General features: G+C 61.7%; 18 protein-coding genes. 10 read left to right on the top strand and 8 right to left on the bottom strand.

The genetic code is table 11. The annotated features are described in order from the left end of the window. The first annotated feature begins 18 nt into the window (after positions 1-18). The 5 genes from C7I87_RS27135 to C7I87_RS27115 are packed head-to-tail and all read left to right on the top strand — an operon-like array spanning position 19 to position 5,483. Positions 19-1,566 (top strand): ABC transporter substrate-binding protein, encoded by a 1,548-nt coding sequence (locus C7I87_RS27135; RefSeq protein WP_149907110.1) that lies wholly within the window; start codon positions 19-21, stop codon positions 1,564-1,566. Positions 1,567-1,583: 17 nt separating this feature from the next. Then, on the top strand, positions 1,584-2,600 hold the full coding sequence (locus C7I87_RS27130; protein ID WP_149907109.1) for an ABC transporter permease: 1,017 nt from the start codon (positions 1,584-1,586) through the stop codon (positions 2,598-2,600). Continuing rightward, positions 2,600-3,484 carry a D,D-dipeptide ABC transporter permease gene (gene ddpC, locus C7I87_RS27125; RefSeq protein ID WP_149907108.1) on the top strand — a complete coding sequence of 295 codons (885 nt, stop codon included), beginning with the start codon at positions 2,600-2,602 and terminating at the stop codon, positions 3,482-3,484. The genes C7I87_RS27130 and ddpC overlap by 1 nt, the downstream gene beginning before the upstream one ends. Continuing rightward, positions 3,481-4,476 (top strand): ABC transporter ATP-binding protein, encoded by a 996-nt coding sequence (locus tag C7I87_RS27120; protein WP_149907107.1) that lies wholly within the window; start codon positions 3,481-3,483, stop codon positions 4,474-4,476. The genes ddpC and C7I87_RS27120 overlap by 4 nt, the downstream gene beginning before the upstream one ends. Then, on the top strand, positions 4,473-5,483 hold the full coding sequence (locus C7I87_RS27115) for an ABC transporter ATP-binding protein (RefSeq protein ID WP_149907106.1): 1,011 nt from the start codon (positions 4,473-4,475) through the stop codon (positions 5,481-5,483). The genes C7I87_RS27120 and C7I87_RS27115 overlap by 4 nt, the downstream gene beginning before the upstream one ends. A gap of 202 nt (positions 5,484-5,685) precedes the next feature. Here the strand turns inward: C7I87_RS27115 and C7I87_RS27105 are convergent, their stop codons facing one another. Then, a complete protein-coding gene (locus C7I87_RS27105; RefSeq protein WP_149907105.1) occupies positions 5,686-6,294 on the bottom strand; it encodes a TetR/AcrR family transcriptional regulator in 609 nt (202 codons plus the stop codon). 76 nt (positions 6,295-6,370) lie between these two features. On the opposite strand from C7I87_RS27105, the gene C7I87_RS27100 reads away from it, so the two are divergent. Then, positions 6,371-7,285 carry an SDR family oxidoreductase gene (locus C7I87_RS27100; RefSeq protein WP_149907237.1) on the top strand — a complete coding sequence of 305 codons (915 nt, stop codon included), beginning with the start codon at positions 6,371-6,373 and terminating at the stop codon, positions 7,283-7,285. 115 nt (positions 7,286-7,400) lie between these two features. Here the strand turns inward: C7I87_RS27100 and C7I87_RS27095 are convergent, their stop codons facing one another. Next, on the bottom strand, positions 7,401-8,870 hold the full coding sequence (locus C7I87_RS27095) for a M81 family metallopeptidase (RefSeq protein ID WP_149907104.1): 1,470 nt from the start codon (positions 8,868-8,870) through the stop codon (positions 7,401-7,403). Positions 8,871-9,021: 151 nt separating this feature from the next. Here C7I87_RS27095 and C7I87_RS27090 point away from each other — a divergent pair, with 151 nt between their 5' ends. After that, positions 9,022-10,281: an amino acid deaminase gene (locus C7I87_RS27090; protein ID WP_149907103.1), complete on the top strand. Its 1,260-nt coding sequence runs from the start codon at positions 9,022-9,024 to the stop codon at positions 10,279-10,281. 137 nt (positions 10,282-10,418) lie between these two features. On the opposite strand, the gene C7I87_RS27085 is transcribed toward C7I87_RS27090, so the two are convergent. From C7I87_RS27085 to C7I87_RS27065, 5 genes are all read right to left on the bottom strand, one after another. Further along, entirely contained in the window at positions 10,419-11,216 is a 798-nt protein-coding gene (locus tag C7I87_RS27085; RefSeq protein WP_149907102.1) for a M55 family metallopeptidase, read from the bottom strand. Between the two features lie 117 nt (positions 11,217-11,333). Next, positions 11,334-13,004, bottom strand: coding sequence for a serine hydrolase domain-containing protein (locus C7I87_RS27080; RefSeq protein ID WP_149907101.1), 1,671 nt, complete (start codon positions 13,002-13,004; stop codon positions 11,334-11,336). 17 nt (positions 13,005-13,021) lie between these two features. Beyond that, on the bottom strand, positions 13,022-13,894 hold the full coding sequence (locus tag C7I87_RS27075) for an ABC transporter permease (protein ID WP_056570727.1): 873 nt from the start codon (positions 13,892-13,894) through the stop codon (positions 13,022-13,024). After that, the gene (locus tag C7I87_RS27070; protein WP_246696422.1) at positions 13,891-14,898 is read right to left on the bottom strand and encodes an ABC transporter permease; all 1,008 of its coding nucleotides are present in this window, start codon (positions 14,896-14,898) and stop codon (positions 13,891-13,893) included. The genes C7I87_RS27075 and C7I87_RS27070 overlap by 4 nt, the downstream gene beginning before the upstream one ends. Before the next feature lie 101 nt (positions 14,899-14,999). Further along, on the bottom strand, positions 15,000-16,934 hold the full coding sequence (locus tag C7I87_RS27065) for an ABC transporter substrate-binding protein (RefSeq protein ID WP_246696421.1): 1,935 nt from the start codon (positions 16,932-16,934) through the stop codon (positions 15,000-15,002). Positions 16,935-17,044: 110 nt separating this feature from the next. Between C7I87_RS27065 and C7I87_RS27060 the strand changes: the two genes are divergently transcribed. The 3 genes from C7I87_RS27060 (at position 17,045) to C7I87_RS27050 (ending at position 20,123) form a co-directional block, all read left to right on the top strand. Next, on the top strand, positions 17,045-18,010 hold the full coding sequence (locus C7I87_RS27060) for a LysR substrate-binding domain-containing protein (protein ID WP_246696420.1): 966 nt from the start codon (positions 17,045-17,047) through the stop codon (positions 18,008-18,010). A 239-nt stretch (positions 18,011-18,249) separates the two neighbouring features. After that, a complete protein-coding gene (locus C7I87_RS27055) occupies positions 18,250-19,176 on the top strand; it encodes an ABC transporter ATP-binding protein (RefSeq protein ID WP_149907100.1) in 927 nt (308 codons plus the stop codon). Beyond that, positions 19,173-20,123, top strand: a complete 951-nt coding sequence (locus C7I87_RS27050) for an ABC transporter ATP-binding protein (RefSeq protein ID WP_149907099.1) — start codon at positions 19,173-19,175, stop codon at positions 20,121-20,123. Before C7I87_RS27055 ends, C7I87_RS27050 begins: the two co-directional genes overlap by 4 nt. A gap of 426 nt (positions 20,124-20,549) precedes the next feature. Here C7I87_RS27050 and C7I87_RS27045 read toward each other — a convergent pair whose 3' ends face one another. Beyond that, positions 20,550-20,738 carry an FAD-binding protein gene (locus tag C7I87_RS27045; RefSeq protein WP_210250655.1) on the bottom strand — a complete coding sequence of 63 codons (189 nt, stop codon included), beginning with the start codon at positions 20,736-20,738 and terminating at the stop codon, positions 20,550-20,552. Positions 20,739-21,120: the final 382 nt, after the last annotated feature.

Genomic DNA, 21,120 nt, shown 5'->3' with positions numbered 1-21,120 from the left:
GCTCGAGGGGAGCGCATCATGTTGTTACGTCGCCTGCCGACTTTTGCGGCATTTGCCGCGTTGACAGCCTTGACCTTCGTGGGGCCGAGCTGGGCCACCGACAAGGATGTCCTGGTCATCGCCAAGGCCGAGGATCCGCCCACGGCTGACCCCGCCGTCGAGGTCAGCAACAACGGCTATACGCTGATCTTTCCGGCCTACGAGCGTCTGGTGAAATATGACGGCGCCAAGACCGAGGTCGTTCCGGAGCTTGCCGAGAGCTGGACCACGGCTCCCGACAACCTCAGCTGGACCTTCAAGCTGGCGTCGGGACACATGTTCGACGATGGTTCGCAGGTCGATGCCGCCGCGGTCAAATATTCATTCGACCGCGTAAAGAAGCTGGCGGCTGGCCCGGGCGACATGTTCCCGACTATCAAGGATGTTGTCATTGTCGACCCGCGGACCGTGAAGTTCGAATTGTCGGCGCCATTTGCGCCGTTCCTGTCGGCGCTCGCCACTTCGGCCGGGTCGATCGTCAATCCCAAGGCGCAAGAGCACGCGGTCAACGGCGACGACGCTAAGGCCTGGCTCGCCGAGCACAGCGCCGGCAGCGGCGCTTTCAAAATCTCGGGCTGGGAGCGCAACCAGCAGATCACACTCGATCCCAATCCCCACTATGCCGGCAAGGCGCCGGCTTTCAAGCAGGTCATCTTCAAGATCGTACGCGAGATGTCATCGCGTCGCCTGCAACTGGAGAACGGGGACGCCGACCTGATCGACCAGGTCCCGGTCGACCAGGCCGAGGCCATGAAATCAAACGCGGGGGTGGTCATCGAGAGCAATCCCAGCCTCTATGTCGTCTATCTCTATTTGAACAACAAGAAAGCGCCCTTCGACAATCCGAAGGTCCGTCAGGCCATATCCTATGCGGCCGACTACAAGGGGCTGGTCGATGGCGTCATGCAGGGCCAGGCCGAACAGATGCGCGGGGCTGTCCCGGACGGCATGTGGGGCCATGACCCGCAAGGCATGCAGTACAGCTACGATCTGGAGAAGGCCAAGCAGTTGCTTGCCGACGCCGGTGTTTCCAATCTGCACATCAGCTTCACCTATTCGCAGGCCGACTCCGCCTGGGAGCCGGTGGGTCTTGCGCTGCAGGCCTCGCTCGCCGAAATCGGCGTCACGATGGATATGAAGAATGTCGCCGACACGACCAAGCGCGAGCTGGTCGCCAAGGGCGACTACGACATCGCGACGGGCGCGTGGACGCCCGATTTCGCCGATCCGTTCATGTTCATGAACATCTGGTTCGACCCGACGAAGATGGGGGCTCCCGGCAACCGGGCCTTCTATGAAAACCCGAAAGTGACCGATTTGATCACCCAGGCGCTCGCGACCGTCGACCAGAAGAAGCGTGAGCAGCTCTATATCGACGCGCAGAAAATCACCAACGAGGATGCACCTTACGTCCTTCTGTTCCAGAAGAACGACATCTTCGCCATGCGATCCTCGGTGAAGGGGTACGTCTACAATCCGATGCTGATCCAGGTCTACAACATCGCCGATATGTCTAAGTCCGAATAGAAATCGGCGCCGAAGGCATGTCGCTTATTTCAACAATCCTTCGGCGCCTCGTCTTGCTGGTCTTCGTGGTGGCCGGCGTCGCGGTCATCACCTTCACGATTTCGCATTTGATCCCCGGCGATCCGGCGCAGCTGATCGCCGGCGACAAGGCTTCAGCCGAGACGTTGGCGCATGTGCGCCAGGAGCTTGGTCTGGACAAGCCCGTCACCCAGCAGTTTGTCATATACGTCAAGCAGCTCCTGTCGGGCGATCTCGGCCAGTCCTTGCGGACGCGGCGCCCGGTGGCCGGCGATATTGCCCTGTTCCTGCCCGCCACGCTTGAGCTCGGCATCGCCGCGCTGGTGACGGCGATCATGATTGGCGTGCCGCTCGGTGTGCTTTCGGCAATCTACAAGGACGGACCGGTCGACCAGGCGGCGCGTGTCGTGTCGGTTGCCGGCATTTCAATGCCGGTATTCTGGTTCGGGCTGGCGCTCATCCTCCTGTTCTATGTCAAGATACCGATCCTGCCGGGCAGCGGCCGCATCACGCTTGGCATCGCCGCGCCGCCGCGCATCACCGGCTTCTTCCTGGTCGACTCGCTTGTCGCCGGCGACCTGAAAGCTTTCTGGTCGTCGCTCTATCACCTCATCCTGCCGGCCTTTGTCCTCGCCTTCGCCAATCTCGGCATCATCACGCGCCAGATTCGGGCCTCCATGCTGGATGTCCTGCAGGAGGATTATGTGCGCACCGCGCGGGCGAATGGTTTGTCGCGATCGGCGGTCATCCTGCGGCACGCCCTGCCCAATGCCCTGATCCCGTCGGTGACGCTGCTTGGCCTCGCCTTCGGTGATCTGCTCTACGGCGCGGTGCTGACCGAAACGATCTTCGCCTGGCCAGGCATGGGGAGTTATGTGGTGTCATCGATCCAGACGCTGGATTTTCCCGCGATCATGGGCTTCACCATCGTCGCTTCGCTGGGCTACGTGCTGATCAATCTCGCGGTCGATCTGAGCTATATGGTGCTCGACCCACAGATCAGGGAACTCGGCTGATGGCGGCGGATGGCATCGTCACATCGCCCCGGCCGGCTGCGCGGATTCGCGTGGGACGGTTGTGGTATCGGGTGAAGGAAAGTCCTCTCACTCTGGTCGGCGCCGCGATCGCGCTGGCGGTGCTGTTTGTGATCATGGCCGCGCCCCTGCTCGCACCCTACCCGCCGGACAAGATCTCACTTGCCGCACGGCTTGCCGCGCCCAGCCTGCAGCACCTCTTCGGCACCGATGAGGTTGGGCGCGATCTGTTTTCGCGGGTGCTCTTCGGCGCGCGCGCGTCCTGCGGCATCGCCTTTGCCATCGTCATCATCTCGACCTTCATCGGCTCGATCATCGGCTGCCTGTCCGGCGTTGTCGGCGGCATCGTCGATACCGCGATCATGCGGCTGATGGATGTCTTCCTGGCGCTGCCGGCACTCATCCTCGCCATGGCGCTGGCCGCGGCGTTGGGACCGAGCCTGTTCAACGCCATGCTGGCCGTCGCCGTGGTGCGGGTGCCCGCCTATGTGCGGCTGGCGCGTGGGCAGACGCTGTCGCTGCGCAACCGCACCTATGTGAAGGCATCGCGCAGCTTCGGGGCTTCGCCCGCCTATATGCTGCGCTGGCACATACTGCCTAACGCCCTCTCACCCATCATCGTTCAGGCGACACTGGATCTTGGTGGCACCATCCTGACGGCCGCGGCTTTGAGCTTCATCGGCCTCGGCGCCCAGCCGCCGACGTCTGAATGGGGCTCCATGGTGTCGAGCGGGCGCAACTATTTCCTCGACCAGTGGTGGTATGTCACCTTTCCCGGCCTGGCCATTCTGATCAGCGCGATGGGTTTCAACCTGCTGGGTGACGGATTACGCGACATGCTCGATCCCAGGCTGGGTGGCCGATGACCGAACCGTCCGGCGACGTCCTGCTCGAAATCACCGACCTGTCGCTCGAGTTCCGCACCTATCGCGGGCCGATCAAGGCGCTGAACGGGGTCAGCCTCAATGTCCGTGCCGGCGAGATCGTCGGCATCGTGGGAGAATCCGGGTGCGGCAAATCGGTGACCATGATGGCGGCGACGCGGCTTTTGCCCAAGGGCAGCGCGCACATTACCGGCGGCGGCATCCGTCTGTTCGGCAACGATCCGATGACGCTCAGCGAGCGTGAACTCCAGCATGTGCGCGGGCGGCTGGTGTCGACCATCTTCCAGGAACCGATGAACGCCCTCAACCCGACCCGACGGATCGGCGAGCAGATCGTCGAAGTCATCCGCCGTCACCAGCGTCTCGACAACGCGGCCGCGACGAGCAAAGCCTCAGGCCTGCTGCGCGACATGCTGATCAGCGAGCCGGAGCGGATCATGCAAGCCTATCCGTTCGAGCTTTCCGGAGGCATGCGACAGCGCGTGCTGATTGCCATGGCCTTCTCCTGCGAACCCAAGCTCATAATCGCCGACGAGCCGACGACGGCACTCGATGTGACGGTGCAGGCGCTGATCCTGGGCCTCATCAAACACAAGGCGATGAGCACGGGAACGGCCGTTGTTTTCATATCGCATGACATGGCCGTGGTGTCGCAGCTTTGCGACCGGCTCTACGTGCTCTACGCGGGACGGGTCGCGGAAGCCGGAACGACCGCGTCGGTGCTGGCAGCGCCAGCCCATCCCTACACGCGCGCCTTGATACGCTGTCTGCCGGGGCTGGCACCACCCAAGCAGCCGCTGGAACAGATTCCCGGCACCTTGCCCGACCTGCTTGACCCGCCTGCCGGCTGCCTCTTTCGAGCGCGCTGCCGCGAGGCGAATGACCGTTGCGTGTCGGTGCCGCCGCTGGCTGCCATGGAGCCGGCCCGCCGCGCCGCCTGCTGGCGCCGTATCGAGGAGACGCAAGCCGCGTGACCAAGCCTCCGCTCCTCTCCGTCGAAGACCTGGAAGTCCGCTACCGTGTCACCTCGGGCTGGTTCGGCGGCGCCGACGTCCATGCCGTCAACGGCGTGTCGTTCAGCGTGGCCGAAGGCGAGACGGTCGGCATTGTCGGGGAATCCGGCTGCGGAAAAACGACGCTTGGGCAGGCGATCCTCGGCCTGACCGACATTTCCGCCGGTGCCATCAAACTCAGGGGAACCGAACGGGACCGCGCACGGCGCACCCAATTGCAGATCATCTTTCAGGATCCCCAATCGTCGCTCGATCCGCGTCTTCCGGTCTGGCGCCTGATCACCGAACCTCTGCACATTCGCGGCGGCTACACCCGCAAACAACTGATCGGGCGCGCAACCGAACTGGCCGTCTCGGTCGGCTTGCGGCCGGAGCATGTCGATCGCTATCCGCACGAGTTCTCGGGCGGCCAGCGCCAGCGCATCGCGATTGCCAGGGCACTGGCCGTTGAACCGGCGCTGCTGGTCCTCGATGAGCCGACCTCGGCGTTGGACGTGTCGGTGCAGGCGCAGATCGTCAATCTGCTGCTGTCGCTGCAGGCGGAGCGCAAACTATCCTACGTGCTCATCTCGCATGACGTGTCGCTGGTGCGCCACGTGGCCGATCGTGTCGCCGTCATGTATCTGGGCCAGATCGTCGAGGAAGGCCCGACGCTTGACGTGCTTGATGCTCCCAGGCATCCCTATACCAAGACGCTCCTCGATGCCGTTCCGAGTTTCGACCGTCCACTGACCTCGATCGCACCGCGCGCCGGCGAATTGCCGAGCAACCGAACACTGCCGACCGGCTGCTTCTTCCGGGAGCGCTGCCCCTCCGCGACGACCGGCTGCGAACTGCCGCAGGTTTTGGCACCCGCCGACGGATTGCGAACAGTCCGCTGTCATCTGGTCACACGCGCAAACGATACGGCGGTGCCGCGCACGGTGCCGCGACCGGTATTTTCCTCCCCGAATGACGCGATTGCTTAGAGCAATTCCAAGAAAAGTGCTTAGCGGTTTTCCCGGGAAAAGCGCGTAGCGCTTTCCCTTGGGAATTGCGTAAAAACAAGAAGTTAGAGCGGGCCGGGCGATTCTTTTAAACGCTGAACCGCTCTAGGGTCTGGACTCAATCAGCTTAACGGTGGGCACGGCATCCGACCCAGTGCGGGCGCCGTAAGGGTGCAATTCCGGGCTATCGATGAGAGCGAATCTCCTTAGCGGCACTGCCGAATATTTCCTCCAGGAGTTCGATCATGGGCCGTGTGCCCTTCTCCTGGGTGAAGATGTCTGCTGCAACTCGCAGAGCGCCGACCGAGATCATCGCGACGGTGCGCAATGCTGTTGATCGTTCGGGCTCCGGCCACCGCTCTTTGAGCGCTGCGTAGATTTCACCTTCCTGCTCTACGTAGAATGCCTGCTTGCGCGCCTGCACGCTCGGGCTGGTCCGCATCAGTTGGTCCAGCTCAATCATATCGTTGGCTGGAATAGCGTCACAAACGCTGACGACCGCATTCCATACTGCGTCTATTGGCGTGGAGCCTGCGGGAGCGCTTCGCACCGCATCTGTCAGCAGCTCACCAATCGCACTTAGGACGGACAGCAGAATCTCGTCCTTTGACGTGAAGTAGTAGAAGAAGGTTCTGCGCGAGATTCCGGCTGCAGCAGCGATTTCGTCGAGTGTTGTCTGATCGATGCCACGCTTGAGGAAAAGAGCGATGGCCTTCTCCGTGATGCGCTTCTTCGTCTCGCGCTTTTTCCGCTCCCGCAGGCCACCGCCCTCTGTACGCCCGGAGTTGTCCAACTCGGCCCTCTTGCAAAATTACACTCGGTGCGATATTTATCTTACACCAAGTGCGAAAATTATGAAAGGACGCAAGATGGCAAAGTGGAACGCCGGTGATATCCCCGATCAGCATGGACGAACCGCGATCGTAACTGGAACTGGTGGGTTAGGATTGGAGACGGCCCTCGCGCTCGCCCGAGCAGGATGTGACGTGACCATCGCGGGCCGCGACCCTCAAAAGGGCGCCGACGCGTTGTCCCACATCGAACGCGCGGTGCCGGGTGCGACTGTGCATTTCGGGAAGCTCGATCTGGCGGATCTGTCCTCGGTTGCCGCATTCGCAAAGCAGATGGAGAACGAGAAGCAGAGCCTGGACCTTCTGGTGAACAACGCCGGCGTCATGCTCCCGCCGCAACGGCAAGAGACCAGAGACGGTTTCGAACTGCAGTTCGGTACGAACTACCTCGGCCACTTCGCCTTGACGGCTCGTCTGAAGTCGCTCCTCTCGAAAGGCAAGGACGCCCGCGTCGTCGCGCTTTCAAGTCTCGCTGCAAATGGTGGACGGATCGATTTTGACGACATCAATCTCCAAAAGAACTATCGCCCAATGGCTGGTTACAGCCAATCGAAGCTCGCATGCTTGATGTTCGCCCTTGAGCTTGATAGCCGCAGCCGCACTGCTGGATGGGGCTTTTCGGGCATGGCAGCCCATCCCGGCGTCTCGCGGACCGATCTCGTGCACAACACGCTTGGTCGGCGAAGCCTTGCGGGGTTGGCGCGGTCACTTTTGTGGTTCCTGCTCCAGCCCGCATCACAAGGTGCGCTGCCCTCGCTATACGCGGCTACGTCCGTCCGAGCGGAGGGAGGTGGCTATTACGGCCCCGACCGGTTTCGTGAAACTCGTGGACATCCGCATCCTGCACGTATTCCCCCGCTGGCATTAGATCCGGTGGTCAGACGAAGATTATGGGAAATTTCTGAAAGAATGACCGAGGTAGCGTTGAGATGACGTTCAGTCCGAGCGGTCGTATTCGAATACGAGCAGCTTTACCGCGTGAAGCTAGTGCATTCGGTGATTGCAGCGTCCGTGAAGAACTCGCGACCATCGTTACAGCGCTTGGACTCTAAGCCGCGTCGGCCGCGAATGGGTCTTCCACCTTCGGCCAATAGGGCGTCTTGAGCTTTGTGTAGGGGATCGCGGCGAAGTTGGGCTGGGTCGCACCGGGCGGGGCGCAGAACAGGATGCGCTTGGCGATCGGTGCGAAACCAGCCTGGAAATGGTAATTGGATTTGACGATGACGATGCGCCGCTCGCTTGGATTGAGACCGAGCGCGGTCATGCAGTCAGGATGGAAGACCTGCGTGCGTACCGTGTTGATGATCAGGTCGATGCCGCCGTCGGTGGTAACCCATGCCGCATCCCCGAGCGGCCAGGGCATGGTGCCGAACAGCTGCGTCAGCTCGCGACCGAGGCCTTTTACCGTAACGCGCAGATCGACAGGCATGCCCGAGAACACGCCACACTTGCCGCCGACCCGCAGGTTTATGGTACCGCCGATCCCGGCCTCGACGCAGAAGCGATAGGCGATCGGGTCCCAGTACATGGCGCTGGCCACGTTCCCGATGCCGCGCTCTGTCAGCCGGCGCAGGATGTAGGTGGAGTCCCCCGGCGCGCCACCGCCGGCATTGTCCGAAACATCCGCGATGACGACCGGCCCTTGCGGCTCCGCGAGCGCGATATCGAGCGCCTCGTCGATGCTGAGGAATTTCGGGATCAGGTCGTTGCGCAATGCGAAAAGCTGCTTGCCGAACCTTTCGGCGGTCCGCTCGGCAAGCGACTTGTCACCGTCGGTGACGACCAGCATGCGGGCTCCGACATCCTCGACGTCGCCATGCGGAAAGCCATGTCCGAGCGAGACTGACAATATGCCAGGCTCGGCTTCGGCGGCGATCATGCCATCGACGAAGCCGCGCATCGGCTGCTCCTGCACGCGGAAGGTGCTGATCATGCGGCAGTCGTAAAGCGCCATCACCGGCCTGACCTTGCCCTCCACCGCGTCGACGACAATGCGGTAGAGCTCGCCGGCACGGTCCATGATGTCGGTGTGCGGATATTCCTTGTAAGCGACGATGGCGGTGGCGTTGTCGACCATCTTCTGGGTTGTATGGCAGTGCAGATCGAGCTCTGCCCCGATCGGGATGTCGGGGCCGACGACAGCTCTGACATGCGCGAGAAGATCACCCTCGGTATCGTCATAGCCTTCCGCCACGAAAGCGCCATGCAGCGCCAGAAGCACGCAGTCGACCGGCATGGCGGCCTTGAGCTCGTCGAGGATCTCGTCGCGGAACTGCTCGTAGACATTGCGGATGGTTATGCCTCCGGGCTCGGCGCAGACGCACAGGCTTTCCACGATCTCGTGGCCGTCGGCTTCGCCGCGCTGACGCCACACGAACAGCTGGCAGGACGGCTCGTTCAATGCCTTCGAGGTGGCGTCGCCCCGCGCAATGCCCATTTCCTCGAAACTGTGGTAGCCGGTCGGGATGGGCGCGAACGTGTTGGTCTCGGTGTCCATGCCCGCTATGAAAATGCGCATTCTTTCGTCCTCAACCCATCTTTCGTTTAAGAAAAATCTTTTCTCATCATCAAACTATTATATGATTTCCGCAAGCACCTGGACCATGTAAGAGCTGCGCCAGACCGCGTTCACGCGGCATCCGGCGGGTGGCACAGAATCGGAAATTCGCATGCATCTTCACCCGCTCGACGATCTGGTGCTGGACGAAACCACCAAGGCCATTCCGCCTGGCGTTGCGGTCCGTCTTCATGATGTCGGTTCGATGGGCTGGAACCTCCTGCGCGGTGATGTGCCGCTGCCGGCAGCGATCATCAGAGAGTCCGCGCTCGACCACAATTCGCGTTGGATGCAGCGTTTCCTGGCGAAGCGCAACGCGATCATCGCGCCGCATGTCAAGACGACGATGTGCCCTCAGATCATGCAGAGGCAGTTGCGCGACGGCGCCTGGGGCGTGACCGTCGCCACGCTGCACCAGATGAAGGTTTGCCGTCGGTTCGGCATCGATCGCATCGTGCTCGCTAACCAGCTGGTCGGACGGCTGGAACTGGACGCCCTGGTCGCCGAGCTGAACGCTTCGCCCGGCCTCGACTTCTACATGCTGATCGACAGCCTCGATGCCGTGCGCCTGGCGAGCGAGGCGGTCGGGCGCTCCGGAACGGCCTCGCGGCCGATCCAGGTGCTGATCGAGCGCGGCTATCCGGGCGGCCGGACCGGTTGCCGCGACAACGACGCGGCGCTTGGGGTCGCGCGTGCCGCGCATGCGGCGCCGCAACTGCGGCTCTGCGGCGTCGAGGCTTTCGAGGGATTGATCAAGCCGAAGGACGGTGGCCCGGCGCATGCAGTCGCGGATTTCGTCGACGAGATCGGCGCGCTCTACGAAGCATGCGCCGGCGAAAACCTGTTCGAGCGCGCGCCACCGGTCGTGACGGCCGGCGGTTCGTCGTTCTACGACATCGTGCTCGATCGCCTCTCCGGCAGCGGCGCGCAGGTCATGACGCGCAGCGGCTGCTATGTCAGCCATGACAGCGGCATCTACCAGGCCGAGCAGAAGCGCATCCTCGCCGCGACGGGCGAGAACGAAGGTCTGGTCAACGCGCTGGAGGTCTGGACCCATGTGCAGTCCTGCCCGGAACCCGGGCTGGCGATCCTGACCGCCGGCAAGCGGGATTTCGGAACCGACTCCGGACTGCCGGTGCCGCTTCTCGTGTCGCGCGATGGTGGCTCGCCCGAAACGCTGGCGGGCTGCGAGATCTTCGCAAGCAACGACCAGCACGCCTATATGCGCGTTCCGGCGACGGTTTCGGTAAAAGTCGGCGATCGCATCGGATTGGGCGTGTCGCATCCCTGCACAACCTTCGACAAATGGCAGATACTCTTCCTAGTCAACGACGCCTATGAGATCGCCGGCGCGCTCAAGACCTATTTCTGATCGGAAGCCAGCGATGGCACCGCGATCATCGCGCCGTCGAAACGACTCACTCTACTCTGACGACATGTCGGAACAGCCCGTCGACGACCGAACGGGCCGCGCTGGGAACAAGTCGATGTCACACTGGCGAGGCTAGCTCATACTACAAACCGTATCGCGCGCTGGATGTCGAAGAAATTGTCTGCCTCGAAGCGAAGCGTGCGCGCGGCGGGATGTTCGATGCCCGGGTACCAGCTTCCCCTGTAGGCCTCGATAGGCGTGGTGTATTCGACGATGAGCTCGAACCGGTCGGCCAGCTTCAGCAGGCATTTCGACAGATCGCGCGAAAGCGAGGCCTCCACGGTCTCGCGTATGGCCTTGACCGAGCCTTGAGGCGAAAGGGACGACGTCGCCGGCCCAAAGCCTTCGCTGGTTGCAACGGTTGATATCTCGGGCACCAGCGCCCTCGCCTCGCCGCACATGCCGGCATCACCAGACAGAAACACCGACGGCACGCTGTGACGGGCAGCGCAGTGCGCGTTCAGCGTGTATTCGGATGCCACCTCCCCGTTGATCAGCATCCTGGACACGGTGCCGGTCAGCGTGTGTGCCAGCGGATTCGTGTCGGTGCCGGCTTTGTTGTGATAGCCGGTATAGAGAGCGGCATCGAAGGTGTCATCGATGCCGAACATCATCGCATCCGGATGGCCGCTCCAGCCGCGCACGATGCGGACATAGGCTGGAAGCTTGGACAGGATAAGGTTGCGCGCCGTCGAATGGGCGTCCTTGACGACGACTTCGGTCGCACCCGCCGCCTTGGCGCCTTCGCAGGCTGCGACCAGTTCGTCGGTCATGTATTCCCGGAACTCGGCATAGTCGGGATTGCCCTTGCGCGCCTCATCCCAATTGGTGATGCCAGCCGTGCCTTCGATATCGGCGCTGATAAAGACTTTCATGTGCTTGCCTTTTCGATTTCAGAGAAAGTCGTCGTTTCGCCGCGCACGCCGCTTCAATGCGTCCGGGCTCTTGCGGTGGAGGCCCCGCGCAGCGATGGCTGCCCGGGCCGAGGCGTCTCAGGCTGCCATTTCAGCCCGCCGCCGCTCCAGGAACATGGGACCGACGCGAATGCCACGGCGTCCATTGTCGTCGAGGGCGTCCAGTTCGAGGATCTCCTCCTCGTAGAGCAGCCCGTGCATGCGGAACCGACCGGCATCCACGGGCTCGCAGGTATGGGTGCAGAAATACTCGATCAGGCATTTCAGCTGGCCGTGGCTGTAGGTCAGATAGGTGATGTTGAAATCCGGTCCGTACTCGCCGAGGTGCGGCGCGATCTCCGGCGGCACCTTCTCGACAGGCAGACTATCGACGCGCGACCAGTTCGCCCCTTTCCAGGTCAGCCGGTTGGCCTTGGAGAAGGAGAGATTCATATGCGCGTAGTCGGCGCCGCGACCGTAGATGCGTCCGTCGATGACAAAGTCGTTGCCCGAGACCGGGCGGATCTGCAGCGGCACGCCCTCCCCCATCAGATACAGCTTACCGTCCTTGCTCTTCACCTCGACGACCTCGCCGCCCACCTCATGACGATAGAGGCCAGGCAGGCGCGCGAACTGATCCTCCGTGATGGGCGGCGGGGTCTGGCTGCGCTCCGGCATGCGTCCCATACCGCGATTGGCAAGGGCGATCCGAAGGCCATCGCCTGCGAGCCGAGAGGCTATCTGATTAGCGAAATCAAGCGTGGCGAAAATCAGAACGCCCAAACCGGCCCTGGGCAGGATCATCATCTGCGAAGCATACCCATAGACCGCGCCGCCATGCCCGACTGAGGTCCACCCGTCCATGTCGCCGACGCCGAAGCACAGACCATAGCCGTTCAGGTCCTTGTTGTGACCTTCGGGACGCTTGCCGATCGGGGTCCACATCTTGCGAAGCGACGCCGGACCGACGATGGAGTGGCCATTGGGCGCAAAACCGCCCCTCAAGAGGCATTGCGTATAATTGGCCATGTCAGATGTGGTGGAGAAGATATTGCCGGCGGGCGACCCACCGAGATTGAAGACCGGCGCGGGGCTGTCCCCGTCCAGCGTCCACATGTCGGCCGGCGCCAGCCTTTCACGGACGCCGGGGGCCATGCCTGACGACGTGTCGTTCATGCCCAGCGGTTTCAAGATATTCTCGGTGATGTAGTCGGAGTAGCTCTTTCGCGTCACCCGCTCGATCACCATGCCGACCACGGCAATGCCGGCATTGGAATAATGCATGATGCCGGCGCTGGGATCCTGCTTCAACGTGGATGTGGCAAGCTCGGCGACAGTGTCGGCCAGCGGCGGCTTGCGTGAATCCAGGTAGTGTCCGCTCTTGGGTTCGCGCACGATCCCGGCGGTGTGGCTCATCAGCTTGCCCAGGCTGACATGCGAGCCGTGGGGTCCGCTTTCACGCCCGGCGAACGGATTGACCGGGTGAAAACCGGGCAGATACTCCGAGACATCAACATCAAGGTCGACCAGTCCCTTCTCCACGAGTTGCATGATGGCAACCGATGTGAAGGTCTTCGTGATCGAGCCGATGCGGAAACAGGTGTCATCCTTCATGTCGAAGTGGCGATCCTGCCGCTGTATGTGGCCGTGCGTCATGAGGCCGTCCCTGTCGACCAGGGCATAGGAGATCGACGGGATCGCTTTGTCCTCCACCTCGTGGCGGATAAGATCTTCAAGAAGCTCGATGGCGTGGGGGGAAAGCGAAGACACGGGGATACTCCCTGATTTCAGTTTGTATGGCGGGGATCGAGAATGTCGCGCAGTGCGTCGCCGACTAGGTTCCATGCCAGCACGAACAGGAAGATCGCGGCTCCGGGGAAGGCGAGCGTGTACCAGTACTGGAACGGATTGCCGGGCTGGCCGACGATCCAGTTACGCGCATAGGCGATGAACTGCCCCCAATCGGCGTAGCCTTCCTCCGTGCCCACTCCGAGGAAGCTCAGGGCGGACGCGGTCAGCACCATCGAACCCGTGGCCATGGTAGCCAGAACCAGCACAGGGAAGAACGCGTTGGGCAGGATGTGGAACACGATCAGCCTGAAGTCGCCGGCGCCGTAGCTTCTCGCCGCATTCACGAAATCCATCTCCCGAATCCGCAGGATTTCACTGCGCACCACGCGCGCATAACCCATCCATCCGAAAGTCGTCAGCGCGACGGTTATCGGTCCGAGTCCTTTGCCGAGCAGGGCGGTCAGCACCATGGCGGCGATGAGGAAGGGAACCGCCATGAAGACGTCGACGATACGCATCAGCACTTCGTCGACGATGCCGCCGTAAAAGGCCGCGAGCGATCCGATGATCGTGCCGATCAGCACTGAGATGGCGACGACGCCCAGGCCGATCTTGAATGCCGTGCGGGTGCCCCAGATCACGGCGTAGTAGATGTCGTACTGGCCTTCGGTTGTTCCGAAGATCGCCTCGGGCGAAGGCGGTTGCGGCGTTGCCAGAAAGCCCGCTCTCGGCGTGTCGTATACCGACATCTGGAATTCCTGCGGCGGCGCAAGCACCGGCGCGAAAATCGCGATCAGCACGAATGCCAGCAACAGCAGCACCCCGACCAGCGAGATCGGATTACGCTTCAGATAGCCAAGCGCTCTCATCGCGTCTTTACCCTCGGATCGAGCAGCGGATAGATCATGTCGACGGCCAGGTTCAGCACCACGAGAACGACCGCGAAGTAGAGCCCGAAGCCCAGCACGGCCGGAAAATCCAGGTTGGCGGCCGTCTTGGCCGCGAACTGGCCGAGGCCCGTATAGTCGAAGATAGTTTCGGTAATGACGACGCCACCCATCATGGCGGCGAGCTCCATTCCGGCGATCGTCGTGACCGGAAGCAGCGCGTTGCGCCTGGCATGATGCAGTTCCACCACGCGCCGGGGCATACCCTTTGCGCGTGCCGTGCGGACATAATCCTGGCGCAGCGTTTCCAGCATCGACGTGCGCATGACACGCGTCATGTTGGCAAGATTGACGTAGGTCAGGGTGATGACGGGGGCAGCGAGATGCCTGAGCGAATCCCAGAAAATAGGCAGATTGCTGTTGAGCAGCGCATCGATCGTGTTCGCGCCGGTGTAGCGGGTGAAGCCGGGCGAGGTGACGGCAGCCTGGGCCCACTGGCTGAGACGCCCGGGCGGGAACCAGTCGAGCGCGGAGTAGAAGATCAGCAGCATCAGCAGTCCGAAGACATAGACCGGGAATGACCAGCCAAGGATGGTGAAGATGCGGATCACATGGTCCGGCCAACGGTTGAGATGGATGCCTGCACGCGAGCCCAGGTAGATGGCGAGCAGAAAGCCAGGAATGAACGCCAGCAGGACCAGTTCCAGCGTCGCAGGCAGCAGGGAAGCCAGCGCGTGAGCAACAGGCTGGCGCGCGGTCTCGGACCAGCCCAGATTGCCCGTCAGGATGTTGCCGATCCAGCGTCCGTATTGAATGTAGAAGGGATCGTTCAGCCCATACTGCTCGATCATCCTGCGAATGCTGTCCTGGCCGCCCTTGAGGAAGTCCGGGGACGGCGCATACGCCGCCAGGCGCTGTGTCGGCGACAGCGACATCTGCAGCGCGAAAAGCATCAGCGACAGGGCGAAGAGAACGACGGGCAACATCAGGAGCCGCCGCAAAGCATAGTTCAGCACATCAGCATCCGCACCATGAGGAATAGCCGTTTCGCCGGGCGACGATGGCGCCCGGCAAAATCCGAAGCTCTTTAGTCGGCCTTCTTGGTGACGGGATAGAAATCCCAGGCGCCGTAGAGGATCATGTTGTGCACGTAGCCGTCGATGTTGCGGCGGGTGACGATGTAGCCGAAGTCCTCCCAGAGGAACTGCGTGGTGGCATAGTCGTAGGACATGTCCTGCAGCTTGGCGTAGATCGGTTCACGCACGGCGGGATCGCTTGAGGCCCATGCCTGGTCGAGAAGCGGCTTGAACTTCTCCGTCATCAGGTCACGGTAGCCCTGGCCGAGCATGCCGCCGACAAGACCGGTCGGGGACAGATAGTAGGTCGCCGCACCCAGCGGACCACCCGGGTCGGAATAGTCCGGTCCCCAGCCCATATAGGTGAGCGGCGAGGCAGGCTTTTCACGGTTGTTCAGCTTGTCCGAGATCGACGCCCATGGCAGCGACTGGATCTTCATCTTGAACTTCGGGTTGATCCGCTGCAGCCCCTGCTGGAGCGCGGAAAGTGCGGCCGTGCCTTGCGGCGTTCCTTCCTGCACATAGGCCGTGAAGGTGAAGCCGGTATCCCACAGCTTGCCGCCGAAAGCCTTCTTGAAGTGCTCCGCGGCCTTTTTCGGATCGTAGCTGTAGATCGGCGAGTCTGCGCGGTAGCCCATGATGCCGCGAACGGTCGGGCCGCGCGCCTGGACGGTCTTGCCGAGCAGCGCCTGCTTTATCAGCGCATCGTAATTTTGAGCGTAGTTGAAGCCCTGACGAACATCAATGTCGGAGAAGAAGTCCGGCGGGACGCCGTTGCCGTCCAGCTTGCCGCTGCCGATGGCGGGGTTGTCGGCATCATCCAGGGGCCACGCGAAATAGAGGCCGCGGCTGAACACCTTGGGCAGGCCGTCGACGACCTTGACACCGTCCGTCTTGCTGAGTTCGTCCAGGAACTCGACGGGCGTCGTCACGAAATCGGCATCGCCAGAGAGCAACTGCAGGCGACGCGTGGTCCATTCCGGAACCGTGCGCATGACCACTCGCTCGAGCGAGGCCTTGCCCATGAAGTAGTTGTCGAAACGCTTCAGCGTGATGCGGCGATCGGTGCGATCCCATTCGTCGAGCATGAACGGACCGGTCCCGTTTTCCTGGGCGAACAACGGATCGTCACCGAGTTCGGGACGATAGTACTTCTTCCAGGTGTCCCCGTCGCCATCCCACCCCCCGACGGAGGCGACCCATTCCTTGTCGACGATCGAGGCACCGAACGGCAGCGCCAGAACGCCAAGCGTGGCGGGGAAGGATTTCGGCAGCTTCAGCGTGACATTGTCGCCCTCGACGGTGATCTGCGATGCGAGTTCGTCGTATACCTTCCGTAGCGCTTCGGGGCTGGCATCCTTGATGTCCGCCACCTTGCCTTCGGCTTCGACCCATTTGGCGACGTCGGTGTACTTGCTCGCCGTCACCACCTCGGTGATGGCGTTCGACATCCAGGATTGGCCCATAAGGATCGCGCGCAGCAGTGAGTAACGCACGTCGTCGGGCGTGATCTCGCCATAGCCTGGTTCAATCTTGGCCTTCTGCTGGCTGGTCAGTCCGTCATAGTACTGCCAGGTGATCTTGCCGTCGTCGCCCTTGATGCCGACTTTGTGGGCGTGCACGCCCTTGCGGATCGGGAATGTATAGCTGACCGAACCGTCGGTGTTCTGCTTGATCAGGCCGTTTTCCAGGCTAGGCACCTGCGACGATAGGGACGGCACGAATTCGGAGATCTGCGAGCCGTTATAATTCAACAAGCGGCTGTAGACGTTCAAAACACCATATGAGCTCGGCGTGTTTGCGATATAGGCCGGATCGAAGGACTGAACATCGTCAGTCCAGAGGAACACGAATGTCCCGGGATTCTTGGTCTCTGCCATCACCGGCGACGTAACGGCGCCAGCGCCGATGCAGATTGCTAATGCCAAGGCACGTTTGATTTTCATGAAGCTGTTCCCACAATTGAACCGACGTCTTTTTATCGTTGCTAGGAAAGCTAGGAGGAGGGTTGCACCACTGTCCAATGCGTAGATAGGATCGGTTATGCGAATTGCGCATGAGGCTGATGATGGAACTGGCGTGGTTTGAAGATTTCCTCGAAATCGCCGCGACGCGGAATTTTTCCACGGCCGCAGCGTCGCGAAATATTTCTCAGCCGGCCTTCAGCCGCCGTATCAAGGCGCTGGAACAGTGGGTCGGCGCCGAACTCATAGACCGCAGCACCTATCCGGTGCACCTCACCAGCGCCGGAAACCTTTTCGTTCCGCGCTGCCAGGAAATGGTTCGCGACCTGTACCGTTTGCGGACCGACTGCCGCAACGCGGCCGGCGCCAGTTCACGGCTTCTGACTTTCGCCGCGCTTCATACGCTGGCCATCTATTTTTTCCCCAAGTGGATCAGCCATCCCGAAATGCCCAGTGCACCTGTTCGCAGCAGCATGCACACCGGCGATTTCCTGGAATGCGTTGAACATTTGTCGTCCGGCAAGTGCGACTTCGCCATCACTTACGATCATCCCGACGGCCCGCCCGTGCTGGAAGGCGGCCCTTTCGAATCGCTTCAAATCGGCAGGGATCGCCTCGTTCTGGTATCCGGCGTCGGTTCCACGGGAGCGCCGCTCTTCGATGTCGATGTGCCGGAGGGAACCAGAATCCCCTATCTCGCCTATTCCTGGAGCGACGGCTACCTGGGCAAGTTGATCTCGCTTATCCAGTCGCGCTGGCGGCGCCCGCTCAATCTCAGCATCGTCTACCAGTCATCGCTGGCTGAAGGACTGAAGCAGATGGCGATCGCCGGACAAGGCGTGGTCTGGTTGCCGCAGATCTGCGTCCAGAAATCGGTCGCGCAAGGTGAATTGGTTCAGATCGGCGGGCATCAGATGTCGCTGGAAATCGAGATCAGGATTTTCCGGCGCGTGGGAACGCGCAGCCGAGACGGCGAGGCGCTATGGAGGTACCTTTCGCGTACCGCGGAACAGGCGAGCGGACGCAATACGGCCGACCCCGCTCTGGCGATGCGCTAGCGATCCGCTACTAGGCCAGGGTCATGCGAAATCCGACGGAGCAATGCGAATTTTGCATAACTTTGAAGGATTGGTCGCAAACGCCAATATTCGCCCGGCAGTCGATGCGCATGGAGCCCTCTGGGGATATCGTCCGCGCTGCGGTTGCGACCCACCAGCGCGTCCCGGCCTATTGACAGCACTGAGGCTGACTGCGTTCGATACCGGCTGTCGAGAACGAATGCGCCCGGAGTGCTTTGTTGACTGCCAAATCCGCCGCCACCGCGAGCCTCCCGGAGGACGTCATATTATCGGTCGAGAACCTTGAAGTCCGCTTCGGGTCAAGGGCCGCTAACGCGGTGCGGGCGGTTCAGGGCGTGTCATTCCAGATCAAGCGCGGCGAGACGGTTGCATTGGTGGGCGAATCGGGTTCGGGCAAATCCGTGACCGCCATGACAGTGATGCGGCTGACCGAATACGACGGCGCCAGGATCACAGGCGGGCGCATCCTGATGAGGCTCAAGGACGGCGGCGCCGTCGATCTCGCGAAGCTGTCCGAGAAGCGCATGGAAGGGCTGCGCGGTTTCGAGTTCTCGATCGTGTTTCAGGATCCGATGTCCAGCCTCAATCCGGTATTCACCGTCGGCGACCAGATCGCCGAAGTGGTGACGCGACATCAGGGCAAGTCGTCTCGCGAGGCGCGCGAGATCGCGCTGAATGTGCTCAAGCTGGTGCGGGTGCCGGACGCCGCCCGGCGACTCGACCAGTATCCGCACCAATTGTCCGGCGGCATGCGCCAGCGCGTCATGATCGCCATCGCATTGGCGTGCCGTCCTTCCCTGATGATCCTCGACGAACCGACCACCGCGCTGGACGTCACCATCCAGGCCCAAATCCTGGATCTTGTCCGCGCGCTGCAGCGCGAGATCGACATGTCTGTGCTTTTCATCACGCACGACATGGGCGTCGTCGCCGAAGTCGCCGACCGCGTCTGTGTCATGCTGAAGGGCGAGATCGTCGAATCGGGCTCCGTGAATCAGATCTTCGCCGATCCCCAGCACCGCTACACGCGGGCGCTGATTTCGGCGGTTCCACGGCTGGGCAGCATGGCCGACAAGGATGCGCCCGAGAAGTTCCCGCTTGTCATCTACAATGCCGAAGTCTCGCAGCCGGAGGTTCCGGCATGAGCGGACCGACAGCAACCGAGAGGAAGCCCCTGGTCGAAGTGCGCGACCTGGTTACGCGTTTCGATCTCAAGGGCGGCATCTTTGGCGGCATCACCGGACGGGTTCATGCGGTGGAGGGCGTCTCCTTCGATATTTTCCCCGGTGAAACGCTGGCTCTGGTGGGAGAATCGGGATGCGGCAAGTCGACCGTGGCACGCAGCATCATACAATTGGACAAGCCGCTATCGGGTTCCATTCGCTATGACGGCAAGGAGATCATCGGCGCCAGACGGGCCACGCTGGCGGGCCTCCGGCGCGAGGTGCAGATGGTCTTCCAAGACCCGTTCTCCTCGCTCAATCCGCGCATGACGATCGGGCAAGCCCTGGCAGATCCCATGCGCGTCCACCGCATCGCGCGCGGCCCAGCGTTGCGCAAGCGGGCTGCGGACCTGCTGGCCAAAGTGCATCTGCCACCGGAACATCTCGAACGCTATCCCCATGCCTTCTCGGGCGGACAACGGCAGCGCATCTGTATCGCCAGAGCATTGGCGCTGGACCCGCGCCTGCTTGTCGCGGATGAGGCGGTCGCCTCGCTCGACGTCACAATCCAGGCCCAGGTCATCAACCTGTTGATGGATCTGCAGCGCGACATGGGTATCGCCATTCTGTTCATAAGCCATGACATGGCCGTGGTCGAACGCATCGCGCATCGCGTCGCCGTCATGTATCTGGGCGAAATCGTGGAGATCGGCGACCGTCGATCGGTGTTCGGCAATCCCCAGCATCCTTACACGCGCAAGCTGCTTTCGACGGTTCCCGTCGCCGATCCGACGCAACGCCCGGTCGGACGCGAACCGCTGTCGGACGAGATCCCCAGCGCGTTGCGCGACGTTGACTTTGTCCCGGTCCGACGTCCGATGAATGCCGTTTCACCCACCCATTTCGTGCGCGAGACATCACCGGCCTGATCGGGCCATCACGGCCTCAGATCAGTCACGCGCTACGGCACCGATGCTGCCATCGCCACGGACGGCACTATCACCGGCGGTACCTCCAAGTCGCCTCCCCTCCCGCTCATACGAAACCTCTCGTCAGCCAACCAAGGCAAGCGGCGCCGAGAGCTCACCACAACCGGGCGTTATGAAACGCAGCTCGACGATTTCAGGGTTGATCGCTTCAGCAGCGTCGCCATAGGCGTGCACGAAACGATTCTCGCGCGCAACGGGACGCCGATTTAGACGCCAAATCCCTCTATGCAGATCAATGGGGTTTGTTTTTAAAGGACGATGGTCAGAGATCTTCGTCTTGTTTTGTACGCGATCACCTGTTCTGATGCAGGATCGTCGGCCGCGATGAAGCCCCAGGTCAGGTCGGGGCCGAGCGTGGTACCGGCCCTAGGCGCGCGTACCGATCGGGTTGGCCATCGCAAGCCCTGCCGCGTAAAGGCCGGGAATGATCGAGCCGTCCGGTTTCACCACCTGCGCTCGCTCGTTGGTGCGGGCGCCGCCCTTGGTGCCGAGAATAGAGCTTCTTGAGTCAATTCGGGCGAACCGCTTCGTAACCCATTGACAAATAACGATCATGTTAGTTGCTGAGAGTGTGAGACTCAAAAGGAAAATCAATGGCTTACGGGACGGTTCGCCAAGCCGTTTCCTTCGTATTCTCTCGTATGGTCTGGCGAACCTAAGGATCAAGAGGAGGACGAGTTTTGAATGCAAGCGGTGTGTTTGATCTGAATTGACGTAAATTAGTAATCACTAATACAGAATACACTCCTATTCTATGTGGCAATAGGACATGTGCTGGAGAGTTCGAGCCGGGTCCATCCGGTTCGGCCTCAATAGGGGGTACAGATTGCGAAGGCACGCTGCTGTTGCTGGATGCAAGCCGAAGACGGCGGCGCCGCAGAGGATTGGGGCTCGCTCGGGGCGTTGGTTGCGTGCTGTGCTTCAGGCCCCTTCTCTC

The organism is Mesorhizobium sp. SARCC-RB16n (genome assembly GCF_008520305.1).
In the GTDB taxonomy this organism is placed as follows: Bacteria; Pseudomonadota; Alphaproteobacteria; order Rhizobiales; family Rhizobiaceae; genus Mesorhizobium.
The sequence above is the reverse complement of the archived record's forward strand: the minus strand, read 5'-3'. Positions and strand labels throughout refer to the sequence as shown.

Coding starts and splice junctions, on each gene's coding strand:
- C7I87_RS27095 (WP_149907104.1), bottom strand. CDS start 8,870: ATGCGCATTTTCATAGCGGGCATGGACACCGAGACCAACACGTTCGCG.
- C7I87_RS27045 (WP_210250655.1), bottom strand. CDS start 20,738: ATGATCGTTATTTGTCAATGGGTTACGAAGCGGTTCGCCCGAATTGAC.
- C7I87_RS27135 (WP_149907110.1), top strand. CDS start 19: ATGTTGTTACGTCGCCTGCCGACTTTTGCGGCATTTGCCGCGTTGACA.
- C7I87_RS27065 (WP_246696421.1), bottom strand. CDS start 16,934: ATGAAAATCAAACGTGCCTTGGCATTAGCAATCTGCATCGGCGCTGGC.
- C7I87_RS27100 (WP_149907237.1), top strand. CDS start 6,371: ATGGCAAAGTGGAACGCCGGTGATATCCCCGATCAGCATGGACGAACC.
- C7I87_RS27050 (WP_149907099.1), top strand. CDS start 19,173: ATGAGCGGACCGACAGCAACCGAGAGGAAGCCCCTGGTCGAAGTGCGC.
- C7I87_RS27060 (WP_246696420.1), top strand. CDS start 17,045: ATGAGGCTGATGATGGAACTGGCGTGGTTTGAAGATTTCCTCGAAATC.
- ddpC (WP_149907108.1), top strand. CDS start 2,600: ATGGCGGCGGATGGCATCGTCACATCGCCCCGGCCGGCTGCGCGGATT.
- C7I87_RS27085 (WP_149907102.1), bottom strand. CDS start 11,216: ATGAAAGTCTTTATCAGCGCCGATATCGAAGGCACGGCTGGCATCACC.
- C7I87_RS27130 (WP_149907109.1), top strand. CDS start 1,584: ATGTCGCTTATTTCAACAATCCTTCGGCGCCTCGTCTTGCTGGTCTTC.
- C7I87_RS27070 (WP_246696422.1), bottom strand. CDS start 14,898: ATGTTGCCCGTCGTTCTCTTCGCCCTGTCGCTGATGCTTTTCGCGCTG.
- C7I87_RS27120 (WP_149907107.1), top strand. CDS start 3,481: ATGACCGAACCGTCCGGCGACGTCCTGCTCGAAATCACCGACCTGTCG.
- C7I87_RS27075 (WP_056570727.1), bottom strand. CDS start 13,894: ATGAGAGCGCTTGGCTATCTGAAGCGTAATCCGATCTCGCTGGTCGGG.
- C7I87_RS27090 (WP_149907103.1), top strand. CDS start 9,022: ATGCATCTTCACCCGCTCGACGATCTGGTGCTGGACGAAACCACCAAG.